Here is a 23,707-nt window from a genome sequence, read left to right on the forward strand (position 1 = left end):
CGCTAGCCGCGGCACCACTGCCCGCCGCGCCGTGTAATGGCCGCGGCGCATTCGTCCCGGATCGCCGAGACTTGCGGTGATGTAAGCGTTGCACTTCCGATATCGAACAGTAGACATGCCAGCGCCCACCGCAGGGGCACAAGACCGTAGGTCTGGGTGTCGGCCAGGGCGGCGTCGGCAACCTCCCGCGAGCGCCCCGGCGACCCCGCGCTGCACAGCGCGGCCGCTAGCACCACGTCACTTTTGACCCGGTGCCGTCGCAGCTCCGGCAGCGCCGCCTCGGCGAGTTCCACCCCGCGCCGGGCATGGTTCAGCGCGCTCTCCCCCTGGCCGCCGGCCATCGCCAGCTCGGCGCTGACCCACGCCTGCCGGATCGCCAGCCGGGGCGCCGGCGCGTCGGTGTCGCCGAGGACGTCGGCGGCGAGACCGAGCAACCGGGCCGCGGCCGCCAGCCGGCCGATGCCCAGTGCGTCGGCCGCCAGACCGACGAGCGCGTCGACCATCGCCTCACCGGGAGCCGGAGCCAACGCCAATGCGCGCCCGTCCCAGCCGCGTGCCAGCCGGTGACCGCCCAGTTGCCGCAGAAAGGACGCCGCAGTGCTCAGAGCTAACGACGCCCGCGCACCGGACGGCTGCAGCCGCCGCATCGCCGCGAGGTCGACGCGGGCGCTGCTGTAGCGCCCCTGACCGCCGGCGGCCACCGCCCGCAGCCACAGCTGTTCGGGCGTGTGTGCGGCGGGCAGCGGCCAGCGGCCCGGGTCGCCGCCGAACGCGGCAGCGGTTAGCGTGGTGGTCGCCATATGTCCGGCGACGCTATCAACACCGCCGAACAAATTCGTCAGTTAACAGTTAGTGGTCGTCACGTTACGGCCGTGTCAACGACCTATTGCGCGCTAGGCAATCGAGCGCTGACGACGCCCAGGCCATCCTGGGTAAATCACGGAAGTTTCACGTCGGCGCCGGATCGCATAGCACCTCAGCCGGCGGCGGGGGGGCGCAATGATGAACGTGACGTAAATTCTCAAGCTGCAGTTATGCGATTGCGCACAGGGCGCGGCTATTGACGCGCTTCACAGGCCACCCCTAATTTTGTGGGCACGAGTAGTCATCGGCGACAGTGCTCGGACCGGTTCCACAACTCACGCGTTCGAAAGATGCGCGGGGAGAGGGGTTTTCCAATGCCACAGCCGCAGCAGCTGCCCGGACCAAACGCAGACGTCTGGGATTGGCAAATCCAAGGCCTTTGCCGAGGTGTCGACTCGTCGATGTTCTTCCACCCCGACGGTGAACGCGGCCGCGCCCGGGCACAGCGGGAGATGCGCGCCAAGGAGATGTGCCGGAGCTGTCCGGTGATCGCCCAGTGCCGTTCGCACGCACTGACCGTCGGTGAGCCCTACGGAATCTGGGGCGGGCTGTCCGAGTCCGAGCGCGAGCTGTTGCTCAAGCGCGGGATCCGCCGCACCGCCTGACCGTCAGCTAACGTTGAAAGTGGCCCGTCCGGACTCGGATGGGCCACTTTTATTGCCCTGCCCAGTCGAGCGGGCGCATGACCGCGGTCACCGGCACCGGCAGGCGCTGGATCGCCAGCATCACGGAATCCGTGGCGCCAGATCACGTGCAGCACTCCCCAGCGTTTGGCGTTCGCCAGCGCAGCATCGTCAACTAGCCGCCTCGACGCTCAGGTGACCCGGGTCCACGGTTGACAGTTGTGCGACTCGAACGCCTTGACCGTCGAATTGATCCAGACCCCGAAGGTCGAGGCCGTGCCGCCCGTGTTGTACAGGCCCGGCGAGATGTCTGACCCGACGAGAAAGAAGCCTTCTCCGGGAATTGGGTTCACCGGGTCGGCGCCGGCGGGGGACGCAAACACGAAGGCGGCCAACGAGGCAACGAGCCCCGCCGCCGCGTAACGCAGACGTGTTGGAGGCATACCTCCTCGTCGCGACCGTGTAGGCCTCAGGTACGCTCGGTGAGCCCGCTGTCACGACGGCTCATCAGCACCTGATTTCTCGCCACCCTGCTTTTTCAGCGTCTCACTCGCGCTGCTGACGACGCTTCGGATGAAGTCGAACTGGGTCTTGACGAGTTTGTCGGCCATATCGAGCGCGGCCTCAACGATGGTCTCGCGTCTCGACGGGTGATCGTCGTCATGCCCCGGCAACGACTCTTCCACGGCGCCAACGAATTTGCGTACGGCATCGATCGCGCTCCGTTGTCCGGATTCAACCGATTTGAGCACTTCGTCAGACAAGCCTGCTGCCCGTTGCGCCAGGTCGGACGCACGCTCGGCAGGCGAATTCTTCTCGGTCCCCTCCGCCATGATCACTCCTGAAGGATTGAGTGCAGAAACGAGCCTCGAGCGACTCGCCATCAGGATGCGCTCCGACGTCGCGCCCCCATAGGGCCGATGGTCCCTTCTTGAGCTGCACCTCACCCGAGCACTGAATGCCGAACGTGGGGCTTATGCAGGAGACTCGACGAAATCACCTGCATAAGCCCCACATTCGAGGCCGCAACTGCTACCTAGTGGGCGTGCCCGTGGCCATGGCCGTGGCCGTGGCCGGCGTGCTCGTCGAAATCGACCGGCTTCTCGACGATCGCGGTCTCGGTGGTGAGGATCATCCGTGCCACCGACGCGGCGTTGACCACCGCCGAGCGGGTCACCTTGACCGGGTCGATGACACCGTCGGCGATCAGGTCACCATAGGTCAGCGTCGCGGCGTTGAAGCCGTGCCCCGCCGGGAGTCCACTGACCTTGTTGACCACGACAGCCCCATCGAGACCGGCGTTGGTGGCGATCCAGAACAGCGGGGCCGACAGCGCCGAGGAGAACACGTCGACCCCGAGGGCCTCGTCTCCCGACACCGACGCGCGCAGCGGCTCGAGGGCCTTGCGCGCCTGCACCAAGGCGCTGCCGCCGCCGGCGACAATGCCCTCCTCGACGGCCGCCTTGGCCGCGTGCACGGCGTCCTCAACCGAGGCCTTACGCGTCTTGAGCGCAGTCTCGGTGGCCGCACCGACCTTGATGACGGCGACGCCGCCGGCCAGCTTGGCCAGCCGTTCCTGCAGCTTCTCGCGGTCCCAGTCGGAGTCGGAGGCCTCGATCTCGCCCTTGAGCTGCTTGACCCGGTTGGCGATGTCCTCGTGCGTGCCGCCGCCGTCGACGATGACGGTGTCGTCCTTGCTGACCACCACGCGACGCGCCGTGCCCAGCACCTCCAAGCCGACCTCGCGCAGCGCCAGGCCGACATCGGGGTTGACCACCTGACCGCCGGTCACGACCGCCAGATCGTCGAGGAACGCCTTGCGGCGGTCACCGAAGAACGGCGCCTTGACCGCAACGGCCTTCAGCGTCTTGCGGATGGCGTTGACCACCAGGGTCGACAGCGGTTCGCCCTCGACGTCCTCGGCTACGATCAGCAGCGGCTTGCCGGCCTGGGCCACCTTCTCCAGCAGCGGCAGCAGGTCGGGCAGCGAGCTGATCTTGTCCCGGTGCAACAGCACCAGCGCGTCCTCCAGGATGGCTTCCTGCGAGTCGAAGTCGGTGACGAAGTAGGCCGAGATGAAGCCCTTGTCGAAGCCGATGCCCTCGGTGACCTCCAGTTCGGTGTTCATCGTCGAGGACTCCTCGACGGTGACCACACCGTCGGCGCCGACTCGGGTCATGGCCTCGCCGACCATCTCGCCGACTTCCTCGTCACGCGAGGAAACGGTGGCGACCTGGCCGATGCCGGTCTTGCCCGACACCGGGGTGGCCGCAGCCAGCAGCGCCTCGGAGACGGCGTCGGCCGCTCGGGCGATGCCTGATCCCAGCGCGATGGGGTTGGCGCCTGCGGCGACGTTGCGCAGGCCGTGCTTGATCAGCGCCTGCGCCAGCACGGTGGCGGTGGTGGTGCCGTCGCCGGCGACGTCGTTGGTCTTGGTCGCCACCGACTTGACCAATTGGGCGCCGAGGTTCTCGAACGGATCCTCGAGGTCGATCTCACGGGCGATGGTCACGCCGTCGTTGGTGACGGTCGGACCGCCGAAGGCTTTCGCGAGGACCACGTGGCGGCCGCGCGGACCCAGTGTGACCCGGACGGCACCGGCGAGCTTGTCCACGCCGGCTTCCATTGCGCGGCGGGCGGTTTCGTCGAATTCAATCAGTTTGCTCATATGTATTGCCTGACTCTCGCTTCAGCGCGGTCCGCCCCGGAAACCGTCCGCGACGAGCGCGGGATTTCCGGGGCGGTTCACGGGTGCTACTTGTTGACGACCGCCAGCACGTCGCGGGCCGACAGGATCAGGTACTCCTCGCCGTCGTACTTGATCTCGGTGCCGCCGTACTTGCTGTAGATGACGGTGTCGCCTTCGTGGACATCCAGCGGGATCCGCTTCTCGCCATCCTCGTCCCACCGGCCGGGGCCGACGGCGACGACGGTGCCTTCCTGCGGCTTCTCCTTGGCGGTGTCCGGGATGACCAGACCCGACGCGGTGGTCGTCTCGGCCTCGTTGGCCTGTACGAGGATCTTGTCCTCGAGTGGCTTGATGTTCACGCTCGCCACGATGGAGCCCTCCACTGTTAGGGGTGCGGGTCCGGGGCTTTTCCCCGGACCTGTCGTTCAACCAGGTGTTCGGCATACATTCGAGCCTTTGCACCGTCGTCGCGGGTGCCGGCGCAGGGGATCGTCCGCGTGCCACCTAGCACTCTATACGTGAGAGTGCTAACACTCAAGGGCGCCGCCGAAGGAGGCACGCACCAGCAGCCGTCCCGCGCCGTCGAAGTCGCCGGCATCGATCAGTCGCTCATGCCACCTGCCCGGCGATGACGGGCAGACCCGGGTCGGTTGGCACGTCCAGCGGCGAGGGGGCCGCCCCGGCGGCGATCAGATGCGCGGCGAAGGAGGCCATCATCGCCCCATTGTCGGTGCACAGCCGCGGCCGCGGGATTCGTAGCGTCAATCCGGCGGCGGCGCAACGCTCTTCGGCCAACTCGCGCAGGCGCGTGTTGGCCGCCACGCCGCCGGCGATGAGCAGGGTGCTCACCTCCATCTCGACGGCCGCCCGCACCGCCTTGGCGGTCAGCACGTCGGCGACAGCCTCCTGGAATCCGGCCGCCACATCTGCCGCGTGGTAGTCCGGATGGCTCTCGACGTATCGTGCGACCGCCGTCTTGAGCCCGGAGAAGCTGAACGCGAACCGCTCGTCGCGCGGGCCGGTCATGCCGCGCGGGAACACGACGGCCGCCGGGTCACCGGTGCGCGCCAGGTCGTCGAGGGCCTTGCCGCCGGGGTAGCCGAGGCCCAGCAGTCGGGCCACCTTGTCGTAGGCCTCCCCCGCCGCGTCGTCGACGGTGCTGCCGAGTTCCTCGATGGGCTCGCCCAGCGAACGCACGTACAGCAGGTGGGTGTGCCCGCCTGAGACCAGCAGGCCGACACTCTCGGGCAGCGGACCGTGGTCGTAGACGTCGGCGGCCAGGTGCCCCCCGAGGTGGTTGACGGCATAGAACGGCACATCCCAGGCCGCGGCGTAGGCCTTTGCGGCGGCGACACCGACGAGCAACGCCCCGGCCAGTCCCGGTCCGATGGTGGCGGCGACGACATCGGGTTTGTCGATGCCGGCCGTGGCCAGCGCGCGCCGCATGGTCGGGCCGAGTGCTTCGAGGTGGGCCCGCGAGGCGATCTCGGGGACCACCCCGCCGTAGCGGGCGTGTTCGTCGACGCTGGAGGCGACCTCGTCGGCCAGCAGCGTCACCGTCCCGTCGGCACCGAGACTGGCGATACCGACTCCGGTTTCATCACAGGAACTTTCGATGGCCAGAACCTTCATTGCGCATCCCGCCGCATCGTGTAGGCATCGGCGCCGCTGACCTGGTAGTAGCGCTTGCGCACGCCGATCTTGTCGAAACCGAGGCTGGTGTAGAGCGCGATCGCCGGCTCGTTGTCGGTGCGCACCTCCAGGTAGACCACCGAACCCGGACCAACTTCGCCGAGCAGTTCGGTCATCATGCGCCGGCCGATCCCCTTGCCCTGATAGGCGGGATCGACGCCGATGGTGTGGATCTCGTACTCGAACGGCGGCACCCGGCCCAGCCGTGAGATGCCGGCATAACCGACGAGTTTGTCATCCACCCGGGCCGCGACGTAGCGGTTGTGCGGGGCGGCCAGCTCACGGACGAAGGAAAACTCCGGCCAGGGGTCGTCACCCTCGAACAGCATCATCTCCAACTCCGCACAGCGAGCGGCGTCAGTCTTGCGCAGCGGCCCGTAGCCGACGTTCATCGCGGCACCGTTATCCCGCGCTCGGCCAGCGTCCTGGCGTCGGGGCGCCGCAGATACAGCGGCACCAGCGGGCCCGGCTCGGCGGGCCAATCGGCCACGGCGGCAACCAAACCCACCGGGGTGGGGTACGCCACATCGATGCGTGGCAGGTCGAACCAGGCCGCATGATCCGGTGATCCGGCCACCGCCTCGGCCGTGCCGACCGGCACGTCGGCCGGCGCATTCACCTCGGGTCCCTCGATGCGCACGCCGTCGCGGTAGCGCGCCCAGTACACCTCGCGGCGCCGGGCGTCGGTCACCACCAGCACCTCGCCGCGACTCCCGACGCCGATCGCGTCCAGAGTGCACACCCCGTACACCGGCACACCCAGCGCATGTCCGTAGGCGGCGGCGGATGCCATCCCGACCCGCAGGCCGGTGAACGGTCCCGGACCGCATCCCACGACGACCGCATCCAGATCACCCATGGTCAGGCCCGCCCCGGCGATCGAGGCCACCACGTTGGGCGTGAGCATTTCGGCGTGGGCGCGGCCGTTGATGGTGATCCGTTGCGCTAGAACATGATTGCGCGCCCGGCTGTCATGGGCCACCACCGCCGCGGTGACCGCCGCGGTGGCCGTGTCGATCGCCAGGACGGTGCGCTTCATCCGCGGTGCCACCGCCATGTCGCTGTGCGCACGTCGCTGTCGGCGCTGCGGTGCAGTGCGATGTCGAGGTGGTTCTGCGAGAGGCGCTCGGCAAGACCCTCGCCCCACTCGACCACCACCACCGCGTCGTCGAGATCGGCATCGAGGTCCAGGGAGTCCAGTTCGCCCAGCAGGTCAGCGCCGTCGGTGTCGAGCAGTCGGTAGAAGTCCGCGTGGACCATCGCCGGGTGGCCGGGCCGGCGCGCACGGTGTACCCGGGCGAGCACGAAAGTCGGTGAGTTGATCGGGCCCTCGACGTCCAGGCCGACCGCGATTCCCTTTGCCAGAGCGGTCTTTCCGGCACCGAGTGGGCCGGAGAGCACCACGACGTCGCCGGCGCGCAACTGCTCACCCAGCCGCGCGCCCCACGCAATGGTGTCGTCGAGTGTCGGCAACTCGACGGTGCCGCTCTTCGCCCGGGTACTAGCCACCTGCCCGGTCCTTCAGGCGGCGGGCGAAGGCGACCAGCTTCGACGGTGTCGCCCGTTCGACCAGACGCACCAGCGCGTCGTTGATGATGTCGGGCCGTTCGAGCTGCACCAGATGGCCGGCACCGGAAACGATCACCAGCTCGGTGTCGGGCAGGACCGCGGCCATCTCCTCGGAGTGCTTAACCGGGGTGAGCACGTCGTGGTCGCCGCAGGCGATCATCGTGGGGACAGGGGCCAGCACCGGCAGGGCGGCGCTTTCGTCGTGCACCTCCAGCGCATGCAGGAACTCCACCAGAGTGGCGATGGGTGTGTCGTGAATCATGGCTTCGGAGAACGCCACAACGCTGGGACTCACGTTGTCGTCGCCGAAGGAGGCGGTCCGCAGGATGGGCCGCAGCACCGCGCGGGCGGCCCCGCGGGTGCGGTGCACCATCCTGGGCGCGTACCGCGCGGCAAAGCGCACCGCCTCCAGCGCCGGGTTCTGCAGGATCTCACCGAGCGGTGAGCGCGACAGACCCTCCGCGGCCGAAGAGATCAGCGCCGCACCGACGATGCGACGACCGTAGTGCTGCGGGAACTGGCGAGCATGCGAGAGCACCGTCATGCCGCCCATCGAATGGCCGATGAGAACCACCGGTCCGCGTGGAACCATCACCTGCAGAATGATTTCCAGATCCTGACCCAGCTGCGTGACGGTATAGGTGTCGACCGGGGCCGCACCGGACTGGCCGTGGCCGCGCTGGTCGTAGAACACCATCCGTACCTGATCGCCCCACCTCTCGGCGAGCGCCGCGCGCTGGAAGTGAAACGATCCCATCCGCAGGCAGAAGCCGTGGGCGAAGACGACGGTCAGCGGCGCTGTGACGGGGCCGACCTCGCGAACAACCAGGGGCACGCCGTCAGCGGTGGTCACCACACATCCGCGGTCGGCTTCCAGCAGCGCGAAATCCTCGCCGGCGTAGGCGTCCCGGATGAAGCTCCGGTGCCGGAGCGCCCGGGCGGCCGACACTCCGGCGGCGGTCCCGACAGCACTGAGGCCGGCCACCCCGGCAAGCAGTCCGGCCTTCTTGCCGACGCCGAGGCCCGGGTGGTCGGCCTTGCGAGCCAGCCGTGCGGCGCTCTTCTCGGCACTGCGGGCGAGCCGTTCGTCGATCCCATTGGCGCGCTCGGGTTTCGGCGCCGCTCCTGAGTCACCGGCCACCGGCGTCGACCCCCCGGTAGGTCCGCACGACCCGGCCGCGCGGACTGGTGAGGACCTCGTAGTGGATGGTGCCGAGCAGGTCGGCCCAGTCCTGGGCGGTGGACTCACCGGATGTGCCGGGGCCGAACAGGATCGCTTCGTCACCCTCGGCGACGTCGGGGGTTCCCGGGCCCAGGTTGACCACGAGCTGGTCCATGCAGATGCGGCCCACGTTGCGGCGCAGCCGGCCGTTGATCAGCACGTCGATGCGGCCGCCGAGGGTGCGGTAGACGCCGTCGGCGTAACCGATCGGCAGCAGCGCCAGGTTGGTGTCCTCCTCGGCGACCCAGGTGTGCCCGTAGGACACTCCTTCGCCCGCCTTGACCGGCTTCACCATCGCCACAGTGCATTTCAGCGTCATCGCCGGACGCAGCCCCATGTCACCCTGCTCGGGGATCGGGCTGAGACCGTAGACGGCGATACCGGGGCGGACCATGTCGAAGCCCAGGTCGGGACGCGTCAGTGCCGATGGAGAGTTCGACAGGTGGGCCACCTCGAACCCGATGCCGCGGCTGCGGGCCTCTGCGATCATGTCGGTGAACCGCTGGGCCTGAAGGTCGTTGAGCGGATCGTCCGGAACGTCACCACTGGCCAGGTGCGACATGATGCCGCGGATCCGGATAGCGTCGGCGGCCGCGGCGCGCCGCAGCGCGGTGAGCACCGCGGGATAGTCCGCCGGGCTCACTCCGCTGCGGTTGAGCCCGGTGTCCACCTTGACGGTGACCTCGGCGGTGCGCCCGGTGCGCTCGACGGCGTCGAGGAGGTCGACGACCTGGCGAGCCGACGACACCCCGATCTGCACATCGGCGGTCAGCGCGGGCGCGAAGTCGGTGCCCGGCGGGTGCAGCCAGGACAGCACCGGGGCGGTGATGCCCGAACGCCGCAGCGCCAGCGCCTCGTCGATGGTGGCGACGCCGAGTTCGGCGGCGCCTGCCGCCACCGCGGCGCGCGCCACCTGCGGGGCGCCGTGCCCGTAGGCGTCGGCTTTTACGACGGCCATCACCTGTGCGGATCCCGCGCGCTCGCGCAGAACCCGCACGTTGTCGACGATCGCCCCGAGATCGACGAGTGCCTCCGCACCTGCGCCGGAAACCTGAGATCGCGTCGATGGGGTCAGCGAAGTTGTGTGCATGTCCATGTCACCGCCGCCAATTGTCCCAGAACCGGGCCGATAACCACCCAACCGGGCCGCCCATGCCCGCATCGCCGCCTGGCTTGGAGAAACTCATCGTCGCGGCCCGGCTCGCACACCTGGCGACAAGCTGCCCGCTGAGGTGGCAGGTCCCCTAGCGTTTCACGCAGCGAAAGCCGATATGGCTCATGCCGGTATCGACCATCTGGGGTCGGCGGCGAGATCTAGGCCGCGGAACCCCTCCGGTCCATATCCATTACAATTATGTAACGAACTTCAGGCGCAGGACACTAGTGCGCGAAGTGCTGCTCGTCGAAGTGGCCGCCGGGCTTGATCGCATCCAGGTGGCCCAGCACCGCGTTGAGGTCTTCCCACAGCGAGCGGGCCAGGTCGGCGGAGAAGCCTTCGCGCACCACCACTCGTAGCACCGACACGTCCTCGGCCCCGTCGGGCATGGTGTAGGCGGGCACCTGCCAGCCGTAGGAGCGCAGCGCGTTGGACACGTCGAACTCGGTGTAGCCGAAGTCGCCGGACAGCTTGAACGCCACCACCGGGATCGCCGACCCGTCGGAGATCACCGTGAAGTGCTGGCAGTTGGCCAGCCGATCGGACAGCCACCGCGCGGTGCCCGAAAGGCATTGCATCACATAGGTATAGCCCGCGCGGCCAAGGCGAAGGAAGTTGTAGTACTGCCCCACCACCTGATTGCCCGGCCGGGAGAAGTTCAGCGTGAACGTCGGCATGTCACCGCCAAGGTAGTTGACCCGGAAGACCAGCTCCTCGGGCAGGTGATCGGCGTTGCGCCACACCACGAACCCGATGCCGGGGTAGGTCAGGCCGTACTTGTGGCCGCTGACGTTGATCGAGGCCACCCGCGGTAACCGGAAATCCCACACCAGGCCCGGGTGCAGGAACGGCACCACGAACCCTCCGCTGGCCGCATCGACGTGCACCGGGATGTCGAGATCCTGCTCCGCCGCCAGAGTGTCCAGGGCGGCGCAGATCTCGGCGATGGGCTCGAGTTCACCGGTGTAGGTCGTGCCCAGGATGGCCACCACACCGATGGTGTCTTCGTCGACGTGCTCCAGCACCTGCTCGGGGGTGATGACGTAGCGGTCCTCGGCCATCGGGAGGTAGCGCGGCTCGACCTCGAAGTAGCGGCAGAACTTCTCCCACACCACCTGCACGTTGGCGCCCATCACCAGGTTGGGGGTGCGGGTCTTCCACTCGTCCCCGACGCGCTGCTTCCATCTCCACTTCAGCGCCAGGCCGCCGAGCATCACCGCCTCCGAGGAGCCGATGGTCGACACCCCGACCGCGCTGGAGGAGTCGTCGTCGCGCAGGTTCTCGGCATGAAAAAGGTCGGCAACCATTGATACACAACGTGATTCGATCGCCGCAGTCGCCGGATACTCGTCCTTGTCGATCATGTTCTTGTCGAACGTCTCGGCCATCAGCTTCTCGGCCTCCGGGTCCATCCACGTCGTCACGAACGTCGCGAGGTTGAGCCGGGAACTGCCGTCGAGCATCAGCTCGTCGTGGACGAACCGGTAGGCCGCAGCCGGTTCCATCGACTCGTCGGGTAACCGCAACGACGGGATCGGGTCGGTGGACAACCGCCCCGTGTAGGCAGGCGCGATCGACGGGGAGCGGTACTTGACGTGCGGCATGCTTCCTTCTCTCTCTAGAGTGCTGCAACGGCTGAACGGATGTGGGCCAGGATGCGCGACGCCGAGGTGGGTACGGATGCGGGGCCGGGATCGGCCGCCGAGGCGTTGGCGGCGCGGGCGTGCACGAAGGCCGCGGCGGCCGCGGCCTCGATCGGCGGCAGCCCGGCGGCCAGCAGTGCGCCGATCATGCCGGACAGCACATCCCCGGACCCGGCGGTGGCGGCCCAGGATCCTCCCGCAGGGTTGAGGTAGACGGGTCCGTCCGGATCGGCGATGACGGTGACGTTGCCTTTGAGAAGGACGGTGGCGCCCAGCCCGTCGGCCAGCCGCCGGGTCGCGGCGATCCGGTCCGGTCCGGGCGGCGCGCCGGCCAGCCGGGCGAACTCGCCGGCGTGCGGCGTCACGACGGTCGGCGCGTCACGCCCGGACACCAGGTGTGGATGGGCCGCCAGGATCGTCAGGGCGTCGGCGTCGACGATCACCGGCAGGTCGGTGTTGAGCGCGAATGTCAATGCGGTCACTGCGTTTTCGTCGGAGCCCAGGCCGGGCCCGACCACCCAGGCCTGCACCCGCCCGGCGGCCGACGCGCTGGGTGCGGCAACCACCTCCGGCCAGTGCGACACCACCTCGGCCGCCGCGGATCCGGCGTAGCGCTTCATCCCCGAGGTTGCCGCCACCGCGGCCCCGGTGCACAGGATCGCGGCGCCGGGATAGGTCGAGGAACCGGCCAGGATTCCGGTGACGCCCTGGGTGAATTTGTCGTCATGCGCACGCGGCACCGGCCAGCGGGCCTTGACGTCGGCGGCCTGGAAGCCGACCACATCGGTGGCGGGCAGGTCCAGCCCGATGTCGACGAGTTCGACTCGGCCGCAGTCGGCCAGTGCGTGTACGGGTTTCAGCCCGCCGAAGGTGACGGTCAGCGCGGCGCGCACGGCCGGGCCGGTGACGGCACCGGTGTGCACGTCGATGCCGCTGGGGACGTCGACGGCCACCACCGGAATCCCGCTCGCCTCGACCGCGGCGAACACGTCGGCGGCCGCGGGGCGCAGCGGGCCGGTGCCGGAGATGCCGACAACCCCGTCGATCACCAGATTGGTACCCGGCGGCACCGCCTGCACCACCCGGCCGCCCGCGGCGCGGAATGCGGCGAGGGCCTTGGCGTGGGTGTGCTCGGGGTTGAGCAGCACGGCGGTGGCCGTTGCGCCGCGGCGGCGCAGGAAGGTCGCCGCCCACAGCGCGTCACCGCCGTTGTCACCGGAGCCGACGACGGCGCAGACCTGACGGCCCGCGATGGCACCGGTGCGGCTGCGCAACTCCCGCGCGATCGCGGCGGCCAAACCGTAGGCGGCACGACGCATCAGCACGCCATCGGGCAGGCTGGCCAACAAGGGCGCCTCGGCGGCGCGGATCGCGTCGGCGGTGTAGTAGTGCCGCATCGGCACCAAGGTTACGTGCTGCAGCGGTGATAGCAGCCGACTCGGCGCGGGTATTCACCCGCATGACCGATCAGCAGTTACTCGTTGAACTTCTCGCCATCGAACGCGCGGGCTGGTGGGCGTTGTGTGAGTCCACCGGCGACCGCTTCTACGGCGAGTTGATGACCGACGACGCGGTGATGGTGCTGGCCAACGGTACGGTGATGGACCGGGCCGCGGTCACCGCCGCGCTCGGTCAGGCACCGCCGTGGCAGCGCTTCGGCCTGTCCGACCCGCGAGTCATCCCGGCCGGCCCCGACACCGCGGCGCTGGTGTATGTCGGCACCGCCGAACGCGACGGTGCCGAAGAACCGTTCGTCGGAGCGATGTCGTCGGTGTATCAGCGCGTCGATGGCACGTGGCGGCTGGTGTTGTATCAGCAGACCGCCGTAACTGGATGACCCCGCTACCATTTTGGAGTGACTGAACCAGATCTGACCCCCACGGCTGCGGCGGTCAACGGCCATAGGCTGACTCCCAAGGGCATCCAGACCCGCGATCGGATCGTCGCGGTGGCCGCCAACCTGATGCAGGAACGCGGCGTGGCGCGGACCACGATCGAAGACATTCAGGCCGCGGCCGGAATCAGCTCGTCGCAGCTGTACCACTACTTCGCCGACAAGGGCGCCCTGGTGGCCGCCGTCATCGAACTGCAGGGCCAGCGGGTGCTCGACGTCCAACATTTGGGCCTGGACCGGCTGACATGCGTCGATGACCTGTGGCGCTGGCGCGATCTCGTGGTTGGCATCCGCACAGCTCAGAACTGTGTCGGCGGATGCCCGCTGGGCTCGCTCGCCGCGGATCTGTCGGAAACAGACGCCCTGGCCCGAGCCCAGCTGGCGCGCTGGTTCGCCGCGTGGGACCGCATGTTGCGCGACGGTCTGGCGTCGATGGCTGCCGCCGGTCAGTTCACCGCGGGCACCGACACAGATCGTCTGGCGCTGGCGTTACTCGCCGCCACCCAGGGCGGGCTGTTGCTCAGTCAGGTCAACCGGGACACCGCTGCGTTGACGGCGGCGATGGACACCGTGATCGCCCAGATCAGTGCGCACTTAACCGAGGCGGCTGACAAGGCCGTTCGGCGACGCTAAATTTTTGGTATTGACACTCCATTTTTTACTCGCCACCATCGGCCATGAACCAACGAGGGGAGTCAGCGTGTCCACCACCGAACCCGACACGATCGCCACCCAGGTCGCCCAACTGCAGGAGGGTATGGCGGGCCATTTGCCCGCCGAGGCCATCGAGGTGTTCACCGCCGACCAGAAGCGAATGGTCGACGCGGGCGTAGCGCCCGGTGCAGCCCGGCCCGGAACCCTGCTACCCGACCCTGAACTGCTTGATGCACGAGGGAATCCGACCAGGATCGGCACTCTGCGCGTAAACCGCCCGGCGGTCGTGGTCTTCTACCGTGGCGCGTGGTGCCCGTACTGCAATCTGGCACTGAAGGCCTACCAGGACCAGCTGGTCCCGGTACTCGCCGAGCAGGGTATCCCGCTGATCGCCATCAGTCCGCAAAAGCCCGACGGCTCGTTGTCGACCGCGGAAGCCAACGCACTGACCTTCGACGTGGTATCCGACCCCGGCAATCAGATCGCCTCCGTGCTCGGCATCGTCATCACACCGTCGGAGGCGTCGCGGTCGCTGACCCAGCAGCTCGGTATCGATCTGCGGGAGGCCAACGCCGACGGCGGCTACGAGCTGCCGATGCCGACTGTCTTGGTGGTCGACCGTGAGGGCGTCATCGCATGGAGCGACATCCACCCCGACTACACCACCCGCACCGAGGTTGCACAGATTCTGGCCGCCGTCGGCCGACTGGGCTGACCGTCGCCTATTCGACGGTGACGGACTTGGCCAGGTTGCGCGGCTTGTCGACGTCGTAGCCGCGGGCCCGGGCCACCGCGGCAGCGAACACCTGCAGCGGGACCGTGGACAGCAGCGGCTGGAAAAGCGTTGACACCGCGGGAATTTCGAAGATGTGGTCGGCGTAGGGGCGCACGGTGTCGTCGCCCTCCTCGGCGATCACGATGGTGATCGCGCCGCGGGCCTGGATCTCGCGGATGTTGCTCAGCAGCTTGGCGTGCAGCGTGGCGGCGTTCTTGGGCGAGGGCATCACCACGATGACCGGCAGACCTTCGTCGATGAGCGCGATCGGCCCGTGCTTGAGCTCGCCGGCGGCGAAGCCCTCGGCGTGCATGTAGGCCAGTTCCTTGAGCTTGAGCGCACCCTCCAGGGCCACCGGGTAGCCGACGTGGCGGCCCAGGAACAGCACCGTCGTCGACTGGGCGAACTGCTGGCCCAGTTTGATGATCGGGTCGAGATGCTCGAGTACCCGGGCCACCAGGTCGGGCATCGACTCCAGCTCGCCGTACTCACGCTCGACCTCGTCGGGGTACTTGGTGCCGCGGGCCTGTGCCAGCGCCAGGCCGACGAGGTAGTTGGCGGCGATCTGGGCCAGGAACGTCTTGGTGGCCGCCACCCCGATCTCGGGGCCGGCGCGGGTGTACAGGACGGCGTCGGCCTCGCGCGGGATCTGGCTGCCGTTGGTGTTGCAGATGGCCAGCACCTTGGCCTTCTGGGCCTTGGCGTGCCGGACGGCTTCCAGGGTGTCGGCGGTCTCGCCGGACTGCGAGATCGCAATCACCAGCGTGCCGCGGTCGAGCACCGGGTCGCGGTAGCGGAACTCGCTGGCCAGCTCGACCTCGACGGGCAGCCGGGTCCAGTGCTCGATGGCGTATTTGGCCAGCAGCCCGGAGTGGAAGGCGGTGCCGCAGGCCACGATGAAGACCTTGTCGACCTCGCGCAGCTCCTGATCACTCAGCCGCTGCTCGTCGAGAACGATGCGGCCGTCAACGAAATGGCCCAGCAGCGTGTCGGCGACCGCCGCCGGCTGCTCGGCGATCTCCTTGAACATGAAGTAGTCGTAGCCGCCCTTCTCGGCGGCCGACAGGTCCCAGTCGATGTGGAACACCCGGGCGTTGGCGGCGTCGTCGTTGCCGTCGAAGTCGGTGATCCGGTAGCCGTCGGCGGTGATGACGACGGCCTGATCCTGGCCGAGCTCCACGGCGTCGCGGGTGTATTCGATGAAGGCCGCGACATCGGAGCCGACGAACATCTCGTCCTGGCCGATGCCGACCACCAGCGGGGTGGACCGGCGCGCAGCCACGATCGTGCCCGGGTTGTCGGCATTGCCGAAGACCAGGGTGAAGTGGCCCTCCAGCCGGCGCAGTACCGACAGCACCGACGCGACGAAATCACCTGCGGTGGGCCCCTCGTGGTACGCGTGGGCGACCAGGTGGACGGCCACCTCGGTGTCGGTGTCGCTGGCGAACTCCACACCGACGGCTTCCAGCTCGTGGCGCAGAGTCGCGAAGTTCTCGATGATCCCGTTGTGGACGACGGCGAACTTGCCGGCGGCGTCGCGATGCGGGTGGGCGTTGCGGTCGGTGGGCCGGCCGTGGGTGGCCCACCGGGTGTGGCCCAGGCCTGCGGTTCCGGCGAGTGCGGCGGCGTCGGTCTCGGCCAGCGCCTCCTCGAGATTGGTCAGCCGGCCCGCGCGCCGGCGCACGATCAGACCGCCCGCACCGTCGAGCAGAGCCAGGCCGGAGGAGTCGTAGCCGCGGTACTCCATCCGGCGCAGTGCGTCGACCACCACGTCTCGGGCAGGACGATGCCCGACGTAGGCCACGATTCCGCACATGTGTACCCAGGGTAGTGCAGCACCGGTGGCCGGGGCGTCCGCTACGGTCATGGGGTGGCCCGGACCCGGAAGCTCTTCGCGGCGCTCACCCGCCGCGGCCCGCATCAGGTGTTGCGCGGTGACCTGGCATTTGCCGGCCTTCCCGGCACCGTCTACACCCCTGCCTCCGGCTTCAATCTGCCCGGCGTGGCCTTCGGGCACGATTGGCTCACATCGGTCGATCGTTACGAGAAGACCCTGCAGCACCTGGCGTCGTGGGGCATCGTCGCGGCGGCCCCCAACACCGAGCGCGGACCCGCCCCCTCGGTGCTGAACCTGGCATTCGACCTGGGCACGACGCTGGACATCATCACCGGGGTGCGGCTGGGCCCGGGCAAGATCAGCGTCCACCCGACCAAACTGGGGGTGGCCGGGCACGGTTTCGGCGGATCGGCGGCGGTATTCGCCGCGGCCGGGATGTCCGGGGCCGGGAAGACGGCCCCCAAGGCGGTCGCGGCATTGTTCCCGTCAGTGACCAAACCTGCTGCTCAGCAGCCCGCAGCGGCCCTGAAGATTCCTGGCCTGGTGCTCAGCTCGCCGGATGACCCGCAGTCGCTGCGGACCGACGCCCAGGACCTCGCCGAGGCGTGGCCCGGGGCCGTCCTGCACATCGTCCGCAAGGGCAAGTCGGCCGGGCTGGCCGAGAAGCGGCACTTCACCCGGGTCCTGGGCGTGCCCGGTTCGGACCGGCGCACCCAGAAGACGGTGCGGGCGCTGCTCACCGGCTTCCTGCTGTTCCACCTCACCGGCGACAAGGCCTACCAGGAGTTCGCCGACCCCGAAGTGGTGCTGCCCAACACCGAGAAGCCCGATCCGGCGGCCGAACCGGTGACGCCCGAGGACCGGATCGTCGCCCTCCTCAAGTAGCCGACCACCCACGCGTCCCCAACCAACCGGTTGGTGATATAACTCGGTGATGCGTACCGGCGTGTTTCTGGATTATTCGGCTGGCTTCCGCGAGGCCGTCGAGCACATCGTGGTGTTGGAGAAGGTGGGCGTGGACATCGCCCTGGTGGCCGAGGCCTACTCCTTCGACGCCGTCAGCCAACTCGGCTACCTGGCAGCCAAGACCTCGACCATCGAACTGGGCACGGGTGTCGTGCCGATCTACACCCGCACCCCCAGCCTGCTCGCCATGACCGCTGCGGGCCTGGACTACGTCTCCGACGGCCGCTTCAACCTGGGTATCGGCACCTCGGGGCCACAGGTCGTCGAGGGCTTTCACGGCGTGCCCTTCGACGCCCCGCTGGGCCGCACCCGCGAGGTGGTCGACATCTGCCGCCAGGTGTGGCGCCGGGAGCGCGTGCAGCACCAGGGCAAGGGCTACCAGATCCCGCTGCCCGCCGACCGCGGCACTGGCCTGGGAAAGCCGCTGCAGCTCATCAATCATCCGGTGCGGGAACGGATTCCGATCCACATCGCTGCACTGGGCCCCAAGAACGTCGAGCTGACTGCCGAGATCGCCGAGGGCTGGCAGCCGGTGTTCTTCCACCCGGAAAAGGCCGACGACGTTTGGGGCGATGCGCTACGGGCCGGAAAGGCCAAGCGCGACAAGATGCTCGGTGAACTCGACGTCATGGTGGGCGTGTCCTTGGCGGTCGGTGACGACGTGGCGGACCGGCTGAACTGGACCAAACCCCATCTGGCCCTGTACATCGGCGGAATGGGCGCCAAGGGACAGAACTTCTACCACAGGCTGGCCACCCGTTACGGGTACGGCGAGGTGGCCGACCACATCCAGGACCTGTTCCTGTCCGGGCGCAAGGCCGAGGCCGTCGCCGCAGTGCCCGACGAACTGGTTCGCCAGGTCTCGCTGATCGGCCCGCGTGGCTACGTCAGGGAGCGCATTGCCGCGTTCGCGGAGGCCGGCGTCACCACCCTGCTGGCCACCCCGGTCACCGCCGACGGCGCCGAATACGTCAGCTACGTCGAGGAATTGCAGCAGCTGCTGCCCTGATCACCGGTGGCGTGGCGGCTCGCTGCTGATCGGCCGGGCGCAGCACGCGGCGCTGTGATGCCGGTACCGGCATCCGTTGATCGTTCACTGTCCGACCTGCGGTAGCTCGTCGGCGGCGATCTCACAGGGCGTCGGTTCAACGACCGGCTCTGCTGACGGTGGCGGCGGCGCTGCCGGCGGGTCTGCCGGCGGCGGTGGTGGCGGTGGCGGTTCCGGCGCGGGAGCGTCGTCGGCCGGGGCATCCTCGACGGGTGTCGCCGGTTCAGCTTCCTCGGGTTCTGGCGAATCCGGCTCTGGTTGCGCGTCTTTCGGGTCATCGGTGGCGGGCTGGGCGTCGTCGGGCTGGGGATCCGTGACCTGGTCGACCTGATCGGCTGTCGGCGGTGCGTCGACTGGGTCGGGCTGGCCACTCAGCAGGCCGCCGAGCGCGTCGGAGATCTGGCCGGCCAGGCCGGACAAGCCGCCGCCGAGGTCCCCTGCCGCGGGGAGGCCGGCTGGCGCCGCTCCCCCGATGCCCGCCGGCTCGGGCAGTGTGGTCTGCGGAACAGGCGGAGGCACAGCCATATTCGCCGGATCTGCCGCTGCGAGCGGCGGCGGCGGTGGCGGTGGCGCAGCGGATGGTTCGACGGCCGCCGCCGCGGGCACCGTGACAGCGGGTGGTACCACCGCCGGGACCGGCACCGCCGGCGCTGCGGTCCGTGCCGGCTGTGGCGCCGGTGGGCCGAGTTGTCCCGGGATCTCGAACGATGCCGTCGCAACGCCGGTCAGCCGGCGCACCGCGTCGTCGTAGGCGTTCGCCACCGACGTCGTCGCGGCCCGCATCGCACCAACCCAGTCGCTACGGATGTCGGCGTCCACGTACGGCGTGATCTGATGGGCCACGACGTCGACGGCCTCGGTGCGGTCCGCGGCGCCGCTCATCACCGTCTGCGCCGCGGTCAGCCAGGCCGCCCGGACCTCGGCGCGCCGGTCGTCGATCACCACCGCGGTGTGCGCCTTGTCTCCGACCAGCCGCCACAGCGTGTCACGAAGCGCTGCGCAGCCATCAGCCGCGGTACGCAGCATGTTCACCAACGCCGCGCCGGACGCACCATGTCGTTGCACGAAAGCTACTGCGTCCGAGGCGGACTCACCCGCCCACCCGTCCGCGAGGGCCGCCCCGGCTTCCCGCGTGAGCCGCAGCGCCTCCTCCGCGGCGGAGGCCGCGGCACGCAGTCTGGCGCAGTCGGCGTCCAACGCGGCCAAGTCCATCCCGTCTTCGGCGCCGTACCACTCGATGACCTGCGCAGCGTGTGCGGTCAGGTCCTGGTGTTGATAGCCGAGTGTGTGACAGGCCGCCACATAGATCTGGGTATGCGACACCGACGGCCGGCCCTGATCGAGACGCCCCGTGACGTCGAACGTCATCCCAGCACCGCGGCCGCGCGCCATTCGGCGTCGGCGTATCGGTCGGCGCCGGCCCGCAGTGCGGCGCCGATCTCCTCAGCGGCGCGGGACCACTGGGCCAGCTCGGCGCCGATCCGACGCAGAGCCATGCCCACCGCCTCACCCCGAGCGGTGTGCGCCCGACCGGCCTTGGACCCACCGAAAGCCGGTTCGCCCAGGTGATTTCGCAGTGCGCTGTCGAGGATCTGTGCGACGGCGTCGAAACGCTGCGCTGCGGCCCGCACAGCGGCGGTGTCCACGCGGGTATTGCCCATGCCCTATATGACGCGGGGCGGGGCTCGCCGGTTCCGAACCGGCTGGAATCAGCCTTCGGCGCTGACCGACTCTGCCACCCGGACGGCCAGTTGCCGAGCGGTGTCCTCGTCCGCGGCCTCGACCATGACCCGCACCATCTGCTCAGTCCCCGAGGGCCGCAACAGAATACGGCCGGTGTCACCGAGCTCAGCCTCGGCCTGGCGCACCGCGCTCTGCACCGCGGGCGCTTCTGCGACGGTGGCCTTGTCCGCCACCTCGACGTTGATCAGGACCTGGGGCAGCGATTGCATCGGCGCCGCCAGCGCGGCCAGCGAGGAGCGGGCCTGCGCCATCCGCGACATCAACCGGAGCCCGGTGACGATGCCGTCGCCGGTTGTGGCCAGCGAGGGCATGACGATGTGTCCGGATTGCTCCCCACCCAGGGAGTACTCACCGGCGCGCAGTTCCTCGAGAACGTAACGGTCACCGACGCCTGTGGTGCGCACCGTGATTCCGGCCTCGCGCATGGCCAGGTGCAGACCCAGGTTGCTCATGACGGTGGCGACCAGGGTGTTGGACGCCAGCTCGCCGGACTCTTGCATGGCCAGCGCCAGCACCACCATGATGGCGTCGCCGTCGACGATCTGACCCGAGGCGTCCACGGCCAGGCAACGGTCTGAGTCACCGTCGTGGGCCAGACCCAGATCGGCTCCGTGGGCGATGACGGCGGCCTGTACCTGCTCGAGGTGCGTCGAGCCGCAGCCGTCGTTGATGTTGAGCCCGTTGGGTTCGGCGTTGATGGCGATGACATGGGCGCCGGCGGCGCGGTAGGCGCGCGGTGCGGCGGCCGAGGCGGCTCCGTTGGCGCAGTCGACGACGACGGTCAGGCCGTCGAGCCGCACCGGGGCCGCGGCACGGACGTGCTGGAGGTAGCGCTCGATGGCGTCGGGCGCATCCAGCGTCCGGCCGATCTCGGCCCCGACGGGGCGAAGGCCGGGACCCTGGGCGACGAGGTCTTCGATGCGGTCTTCGGTGGCGTCGTCCAGCTTGTGACCGCCGGGTCCGAAGATCTTGATGCCGTTGTCCGGCATCGGGTTGTGCGACGCGGAGATCATCACGCCGAAGCCGGCGTCATAGGCGCCGGTCAGGTAGGCCACCGCCGGGGTGGGTAGGACGCCGACGCGCAGGGCGTCCACGCCTTCACTGGTCACACCGGCGATCACGGCGGCCTCGAGCATCTCGCCGCTGGCCCGCGGGTCTCGGCCGATAACCGCCACGGGGCGGGCCGACCGTGTCGTGGAGGCGAGCCGCCGCGCCGCCGCGGCCCCGAGCGCCAGCGCCAGCTCGGCTGTCAGTTCAAGGTTGGCGACACCACGGACGCCATCGGTCCCGAACAGTCGACCCATGCGGACAAACCTCTCACAAACACCGGCGCAATCCCCAACCGACGAGGTTATCGGCCATGTCGACGCTAAACCGACATTCTGTCGAGACACGCCCGCCAGCAAATCCAGCACACAAAGAGCGCGATGCGTCGGATCAGCGCTTGCTGTACTGCGGCGCCTTGCGGGCCTTCTTCAGGCCGTACTTCTTGCGTTCGATGGCACGCGGGTCACGCGTGAGGAATCCGGCCTTCTTCAGCGCCGGCCGGTCCTCCGGCTGCACCAGGATCAGCGCACGGGCGATCGCCAGGCGAAGCGCACCGGCTTGGCCCGAGGGGCCGCCGCCGTCGAGGTGGGCGTAGATGTCGAAGCTGTCCGCCCGGTCGACGGTCACCAGCGGGGCCTTGATCAGCTGCTGGTGGACCTTGTTAGGGAAGTAGCCCTCGAGGGTGCGGCCGTCGAGGTGGAACTTGCCGGTGCCGGGAACCAGCCGCACGCGCACGACGGCCTCCTTGCGGCGGCCGACGGTCTGAATCGGACGGTCGAAGATCACCGGCTCGCGCGGGGCGGCCTGCTCGGTGACCTCGGGAACCTCAGGGGTCTCGGGAACCTCGGGGGTCTCGACAACCTCGGTCACCTCGGTGACCTCGGTGACCTCAGTCGTCACGTCTGTCGTCTCGCTCACTGGTCCACCTGCTTGATCTCGAACGGAATCGGCTGCTGGGCGGCATGCGGATGATCCGGCCCAGCGTAGACCTTGAGCTTCTTCTGGATCTGGCGGCTCAGCTTGTTGTGCGGCAGCATGCCGACGATCGCCTTCTCGACCACACGATCGGCGTGCTTCTGCAGTTCGTCGCCGAGCGAGCGGGACCGCAGGCCGCCGGGGTAACCCGAGTGGCGGTAGGCCATCTTGCTCTTCAGTTTGTCGCCGCTGACGGCGATCTTGTCGGCGTTGATGACGATGACGAAGTCGCCACCGTCGACATTCGGCGCGAATGTCGGCTTGTGCTTGCCGCGCAGCAGGGTTGCTGCCGCAACGGCGAGCCGGCCGAGCACCACGTCGGTGGCGTCGATGACGTACCACGAACGTGTGGTGTCACCCGCCTTCGGCGTGTACGTAGGCACAGCGCTACCTTCTTCTCTTCTCGGGTGAGTCCCGGTATGACCCGGGTGCCGGTCGGGGCGAGACGGTGGGGTTTTGTCTCTCGGCGACCAACACTGACCCGAGATCCCGGCTTACCCCGCGGACAACGCCGCGGCGTACCGCACGCCAACGAGGCAGCTTACCTGCGGCGATAGATGCCGGTCAAAACGCGCGTGCCCGGTCGACTGTGCGACCCCGGCGGCTCTCCTCCGCCGGGGTCGCACAGGGTTCAACGCGGGCCGTTCAACGCGGGCCGTTCAACGCGGGCCGTTCAACGCGGGCCGTTCAACGCGGGCCGCGGATCAGCCCCACAAGCGTGCCGCGTGCCGGTCGGCCTCGGCGACGTCGACCGCGCCGTCGCGGACCGCAGTGCCCAGCCGGACGAGGATGTCGTGCAGGGCGGTGGCCGCCTGCCGCCAGCGGGCCTGCTCGGCGTGGAAGGCCGAGGCCGCCTCGCGGGTCCATACCTGGTGCAGTGGCGCAATCTGGCGAGCCAGATCGTCGAGCGCCGCGCCGAGCCGCGTCGACGTGGCCTGGATGTCGGCAAGCACGGCGGCGTCGATCTCGGCGAAGTCGTAGGACAGGATGGGGTCCACGGTGGTGCCTTTCTACAGTTCGGTGGTGACGCCGGCGATGCGCTGGGCGTGCTGGTGAGCGGCCTCGCGAAGCGTGTGTTCGTTGTTCCTGATCGTTTCAGCGATGCCGGTGAGCGCCTGCGACAGCCGGACCGACTCGGCGTTCCATTGCGCGACAACATCTTTGAAACGCGCTGCCGCCTGGCCGCCCCACACACTGGGTGGTACCGATTGCATTCGCCCGATGAATCCTCCCAGGAGGGCCCGGATTTCGTCATTGCGCGCGTCGGCGCTCGCCGCGACCGAGCGCATGAGGTCGAAGTCGGTGTTCAG

Annotated in this window: 27 protein-coding genes and 1 pseudogene; 6 read left to right on the plus strand and 22 right to left on the minus strand. The window is 68.9% G+C overall.

Going from position 1 to position 23,707, the window contains the following annotated elements:
• Positions 1 to 2: 2 nt before the first annotated feature.
• The gene (locus K9U37_RS19205) at positions 3 to 800 is read right to left on the minus strand and encodes a hypothetical protein (protein WP_243073051.1); all 798 of its coding nucleotides are present in this window, start codon (positions 798 to 800) and stop codon (positions 3 to 5) included.
• 378 nt (positions 801 to 1,178) lie between these two features.
• Here K9U37_RS19205 and K9U37_RS19210 point away from each other — a divergent pair, with 378 nt between their 5' ends.
• A complete protein-coding gene (locus K9U37_RS19210; RefSeq protein WP_243073052.1) occupies positions 1,179 to 1,469 on the plus strand; it encodes a WhiB family transcriptional regulator in 291 nt (96 codons plus the stop codon).
• A gap of 80 nt (positions 1,470 to 1,549) precedes the next feature.
• Here K9U37_RS19210 and K9U37_RS20635 read toward each other — a convergent pair.
• From K9U37_RS20635 to K9U37_RS19270, 13 genes and pseudogenes are all read right to left on the minus strand, one after another.
• Positions 1,550 to 1,651 (minus strand): annotated as a pseudogene (locus K9U37_RS20635) (glycoside hydrolase); the annotation flags it as partial.
• Between the two features lie 27 nt (positions 1,652 to 1,678).
• Positions 1,679 to 1,930, minus strand: a complete 252-nt coding sequence (locus K9U37_RS19215) for a hypothetical protein (protein WP_243073053.1) — start codon at positions 1,928 to 1,930, stop codon at positions 1,679 to 1,681.
• A 51-nt stretch (positions 1,931 to 1,981) separates the two neighbouring features.
• A complete protein-coding gene (locus K9U37_RS19220) occupies positions 1,982 to 2,320 on the minus strand; it encodes a hypothetical protein (protein WP_243073054.1) in 339 nt (112 codons plus the stop codon).
• Between the two features lie 203 nt (positions 2,321 to 2,523).
• Positions 2,524 to 4,155: a chaperonin GroEL gene (gene groL / locus K9U37_RS19225; RefSeq protein WP_243073055.1), complete on the minus strand. Its 1,632-nt coding sequence runs from the start codon at positions 4,153 to 4,155 to the stop codon at positions 2,524 to 2,526.
• Positions 4,156 to 4,241: 86 nt separating this feature from the next.
• Entirely contained in the window at positions 4,242 to 4,544 is a 303-nt protein-coding gene (gene groES, locus K9U37_RS19230; RefSeq protein WP_243073056.1) for a co-chaperone GroES, read from the minus strand.
• Between the two features lie 241 nt (positions 4,545 to 4,785).
• Positions 4,786 to 5,808 carry a tRNA (adenosine(37)-N6)-threonylcarbamoyltransferase complex transferase subunit TsaD gene (tsaD, locus tag K9U37_RS19235; RefSeq protein WP_243073057.1) on the minus strand — a complete coding sequence of 341 codons (1,023 nt, stop codon included), beginning with the start codon at positions 5,806 to 5,808 and terminating at the stop codon, positions 4,786 to 4,788.
• Positions 5,805 to 6,260, minus strand: coding sequence for a ribosomal protein S18-alanine N-acetyltransferase (rimI, locus tag K9U37_RS19240; protein ID WP_243073058.1), 456 nt, complete (start codon positions 6,258 to 6,260; stop codon positions 5,805 to 5,807). The genes tsaD and rimI overlap by 4 nt, the downstream gene beginning before the upstream one ends.
• On the minus strand, positions 6,257 to 6,907 hold the full coding sequence (tsaB, locus tag K9U37_RS19245; RefSeq protein ID WP_243073059.1) for a tRNA (adenosine(37)-N6)-threonylcarbamoyltransferase complex dimerization subunit type 1 TsaB: 651 nt from the start codon (positions 6,905 to 6,907) through the stop codon (positions 6,257 to 6,259). The genes rimI and tsaB overlap by 4 nt, the downstream gene beginning before the upstream one ends.
• On the minus strand, positions 6,904 to 7,377 hold the full coding sequence (gene tsaE / locus K9U37_RS19250) for a tRNA (adenosine(37)-N6)-threonylcarbamoyltransferase complex ATPase subunit type 1 TsaE (protein WP_243073060.1): 474 nt from the start codon (positions 7,375 to 7,377) through the stop codon (positions 6,904 to 6,906). Before tsaE ends, tsaB begins: the two co-directional genes overlap by 4 nt.
• The gene (locus K9U37_RS19255) at positions 7,370 to 8,434 is read right to left on the minus strand and encodes an alpha/beta fold hydrolase (protein ID WP_243073476.1); all 1,065 of its coding nucleotides are present in this window, start codon (positions 8,432 to 8,434) and stop codon (positions 7,370 to 7,372) included. Before K9U37_RS19255 ends, tsaE begins: the two co-directional genes overlap by 8 nt.
• A 133-nt stretch (positions 8,435 to 8,567) precedes the next feature.
• Entirely contained in the window at positions 8,568 to 9,755 is a 1,188-nt protein-coding gene (gene alr / locus K9U37_RS19260) for an alanine racemase (RefSeq protein ID WP_243073061.1), read from the minus strand.
• A 284-nt stretch (positions 9,756 to 10,039) separates the two neighbouring features.
• Positions 10,040 to 11,419, minus strand: coding sequence for a glutamate decarboxylase (gad, locus tag K9U37_RS19265; RefSeq protein ID WP_243073062.1), 1,380 nt, complete (start codon positions 11,417 to 11,419; stop codon positions 10,040 to 10,042).
• 14 nt (positions 11,420 to 11,433) lie between these two features.
• Positions 11,434 to 12,855 (minus strand): NAD(P)H-hydrate dehydratase, encoded by a 1,422-nt coding sequence (locus K9U37_RS19270; RefSeq protein WP_243073063.1) that lies wholly within the window; start codon positions 12,853 to 12,855, stop codon positions 11,434 to 11,436.
• A gap of 62 nt (positions 12,856 to 12,917) precedes the next feature.
• Here K9U37_RS19270 and K9U37_RS19275 point away from each other — a divergent pair, with 62 nt between their 5' ends.
• From K9U37_RS19275 to K9U37_RS19285, 3 genes are all read left to right on the plus strand, one after another.
• Positions 12,918 to 13,295 (plus strand): nuclear transport factor 2 family protein, encoded by a 378-nt coding sequence (locus tag K9U37_RS19275; protein ID WP_243073064.1) that lies wholly within the window; start codon positions 12,918 to 12,920, stop codon positions 13,293 to 13,295.
• 18 nt (positions 13,296 to 13,313) lie between these two features.
• Positions 13,314 to 13,985, plus strand: a complete 672-nt coding sequence (locus tag K9U37_RS19280) for a TetR/AcrR family transcriptional regulator (protein WP_243073065.1) — start codon at positions 13,314 to 13,316, stop codon at positions 13,983 to 13,985.
• A gap of 67 nt (positions 13,986 to 14,052) precedes the next feature.
• Positions 14,053 to 14,721 carry a peroxiredoxin-like family protein gene (locus tag K9U37_RS19285; RefSeq protein ID WP_243073066.1) on the plus strand — a complete coding sequence of 223 codons (669 nt, stop codon included), beginning with the start codon at positions 14,053 to 14,055 and terminating at the stop codon, positions 14,719 to 14,721.
• 7 nt (positions 14,722 to 14,728) lie between these two features.
• Here the strand turns inward: K9U37_RS19285 and glmS are convergent, their stop codons facing one another.
• Complete coding sequence (glmS, locus tag K9U37_RS19290; RefSeq protein WP_243073067.1) at positions 14,729 to 16,597, minus strand: glutamine--fructose-6-phosphate transaminase (isomerizing); 1,869 nt, start codon at positions 16,595 to 16,597, stop codon at positions 14,729 to 14,731.
• A gap of 54 nt (positions 16,598 to 16,651) precedes the next feature.
• Between glmS and K9U37_RS19295 the strand changes: the two genes are divergently transcribed.
• Together K9U37_RS19295 and K9U37_RS19300 are read left to right on the plus strand one after the other, a co-directional pair.
• Positions 16,652 to 17,503, plus strand: coding sequence for a dienelactone hydrolase family protein (locus K9U37_RS19295; protein WP_243073068.1), 852 nt, complete (start codon positions 16,652 to 16,654; stop codon positions 17,501 to 17,503).
• A 49-nt stretch (positions 17,504 to 17,552) separates the two neighbouring features.
• A complete protein-coding gene (locus K9U37_RS19300) occupies positions 17,553 to 18,593 on the plus strand; it encodes an LLM class F420-dependent oxidoreductase (protein WP_243073069.1) in 1,041 nt (346 codons plus the stop codon).
• 84 nt (positions 18,594 to 18,677) lie between these two features.
• Here the strand turns inward: K9U37_RS19300 and K9U37_RS19305 are convergent, their stop codons facing one another.
• The 7 genes from K9U37_RS19305 to K9U37_RS19335 form a co-directional block, all read right to left on the minus strand.
• Positions 18,678 to 20,000: a hypothetical protein gene (locus K9U37_RS19305; RefSeq protein ID WP_243073070.1), complete on the minus strand. Its 1,323-nt coding sequence runs from the start codon at positions 19,998 to 20,000 to the stop codon at positions 18,678 to 18,680.
• Positions 19,997 to 20,293, minus strand: coding sequence for a type VII secretion target (locus tag K9U37_RS19310; RefSeq protein ID WP_243073071.1), 297 nt, complete (start codon positions 20,291 to 20,293; stop codon positions 19,997 to 19,999). Before K9U37_RS19310 ends, K9U37_RS19305 begins: the two co-directional genes overlap by 4 nt.
• A 48-nt stretch (positions 20,294 to 20,341) precedes the next feature.
• On the minus strand, positions 20,342 to 21,679 hold the full coding sequence (gene glmM / locus K9U37_RS19315; protein WP_243073072.1) for a phosphoglucosamine mutase: 1,338 nt from the start codon (positions 21,677 to 21,679) through the stop codon (positions 20,342 to 20,344).
• A 133-nt stretch (positions 21,680 to 21,812) separates the two neighbouring features.
• Positions 21,813 to 22,292, minus strand: a complete 480-nt coding sequence (gene rpsI / locus K9U37_RS19915) for a 30S ribosomal protein S9 (RefSeq protein WP_443627160.1) — start codon at positions 22,290 to 22,292, stop codon at positions 21,813 to 21,815.
• A 44-nt stretch (positions 22,293 to 22,336) separates the two neighbouring features.
• A complete protein-coding gene (gene rplM / locus K9U37_RS19325; RefSeq protein ID WP_243073074.1) occupies positions 22,337 to 22,780 on the minus strand; it encodes a 50S ribosomal protein L13 in 444 nt (147 codons plus the stop codon).
• A 321-nt stretch (positions 22,781 to 23,101) separates the two neighbouring features.
• Positions 23,102 to 23,395, minus strand: coding sequence for a WXG100 family type VII secretion target (locus K9U37_RS19330; RefSeq protein WP_243073075.1), 294 nt, complete (start codon positions 23,393 to 23,395; stop codon positions 23,102 to 23,104).
• A 12-nt stretch (positions 23,396 to 23,407) separates the two neighbouring features.
• On the minus strand, positions 23,408 to 23,707 hold the full coding sequence (locus K9U37_RS19335) for a WXG100 family type VII secretion target (protein WP_272888160.1): 300 nt from the start codon (positions 23,705 to 23,707) through the stop codon (positions 23,408 to 23,410).

Source organism: Candidatus Mycolicibacterium alkanivorans (genome assembly GCF_022760805.1).
GTDB classification, from domain to species: Bacteria; Actinomycetota; Actinomycetes; order Mycobacteriales; family Mycobacteriaceae; genus Mycobacterium; species Mycobacterium alkanivorans.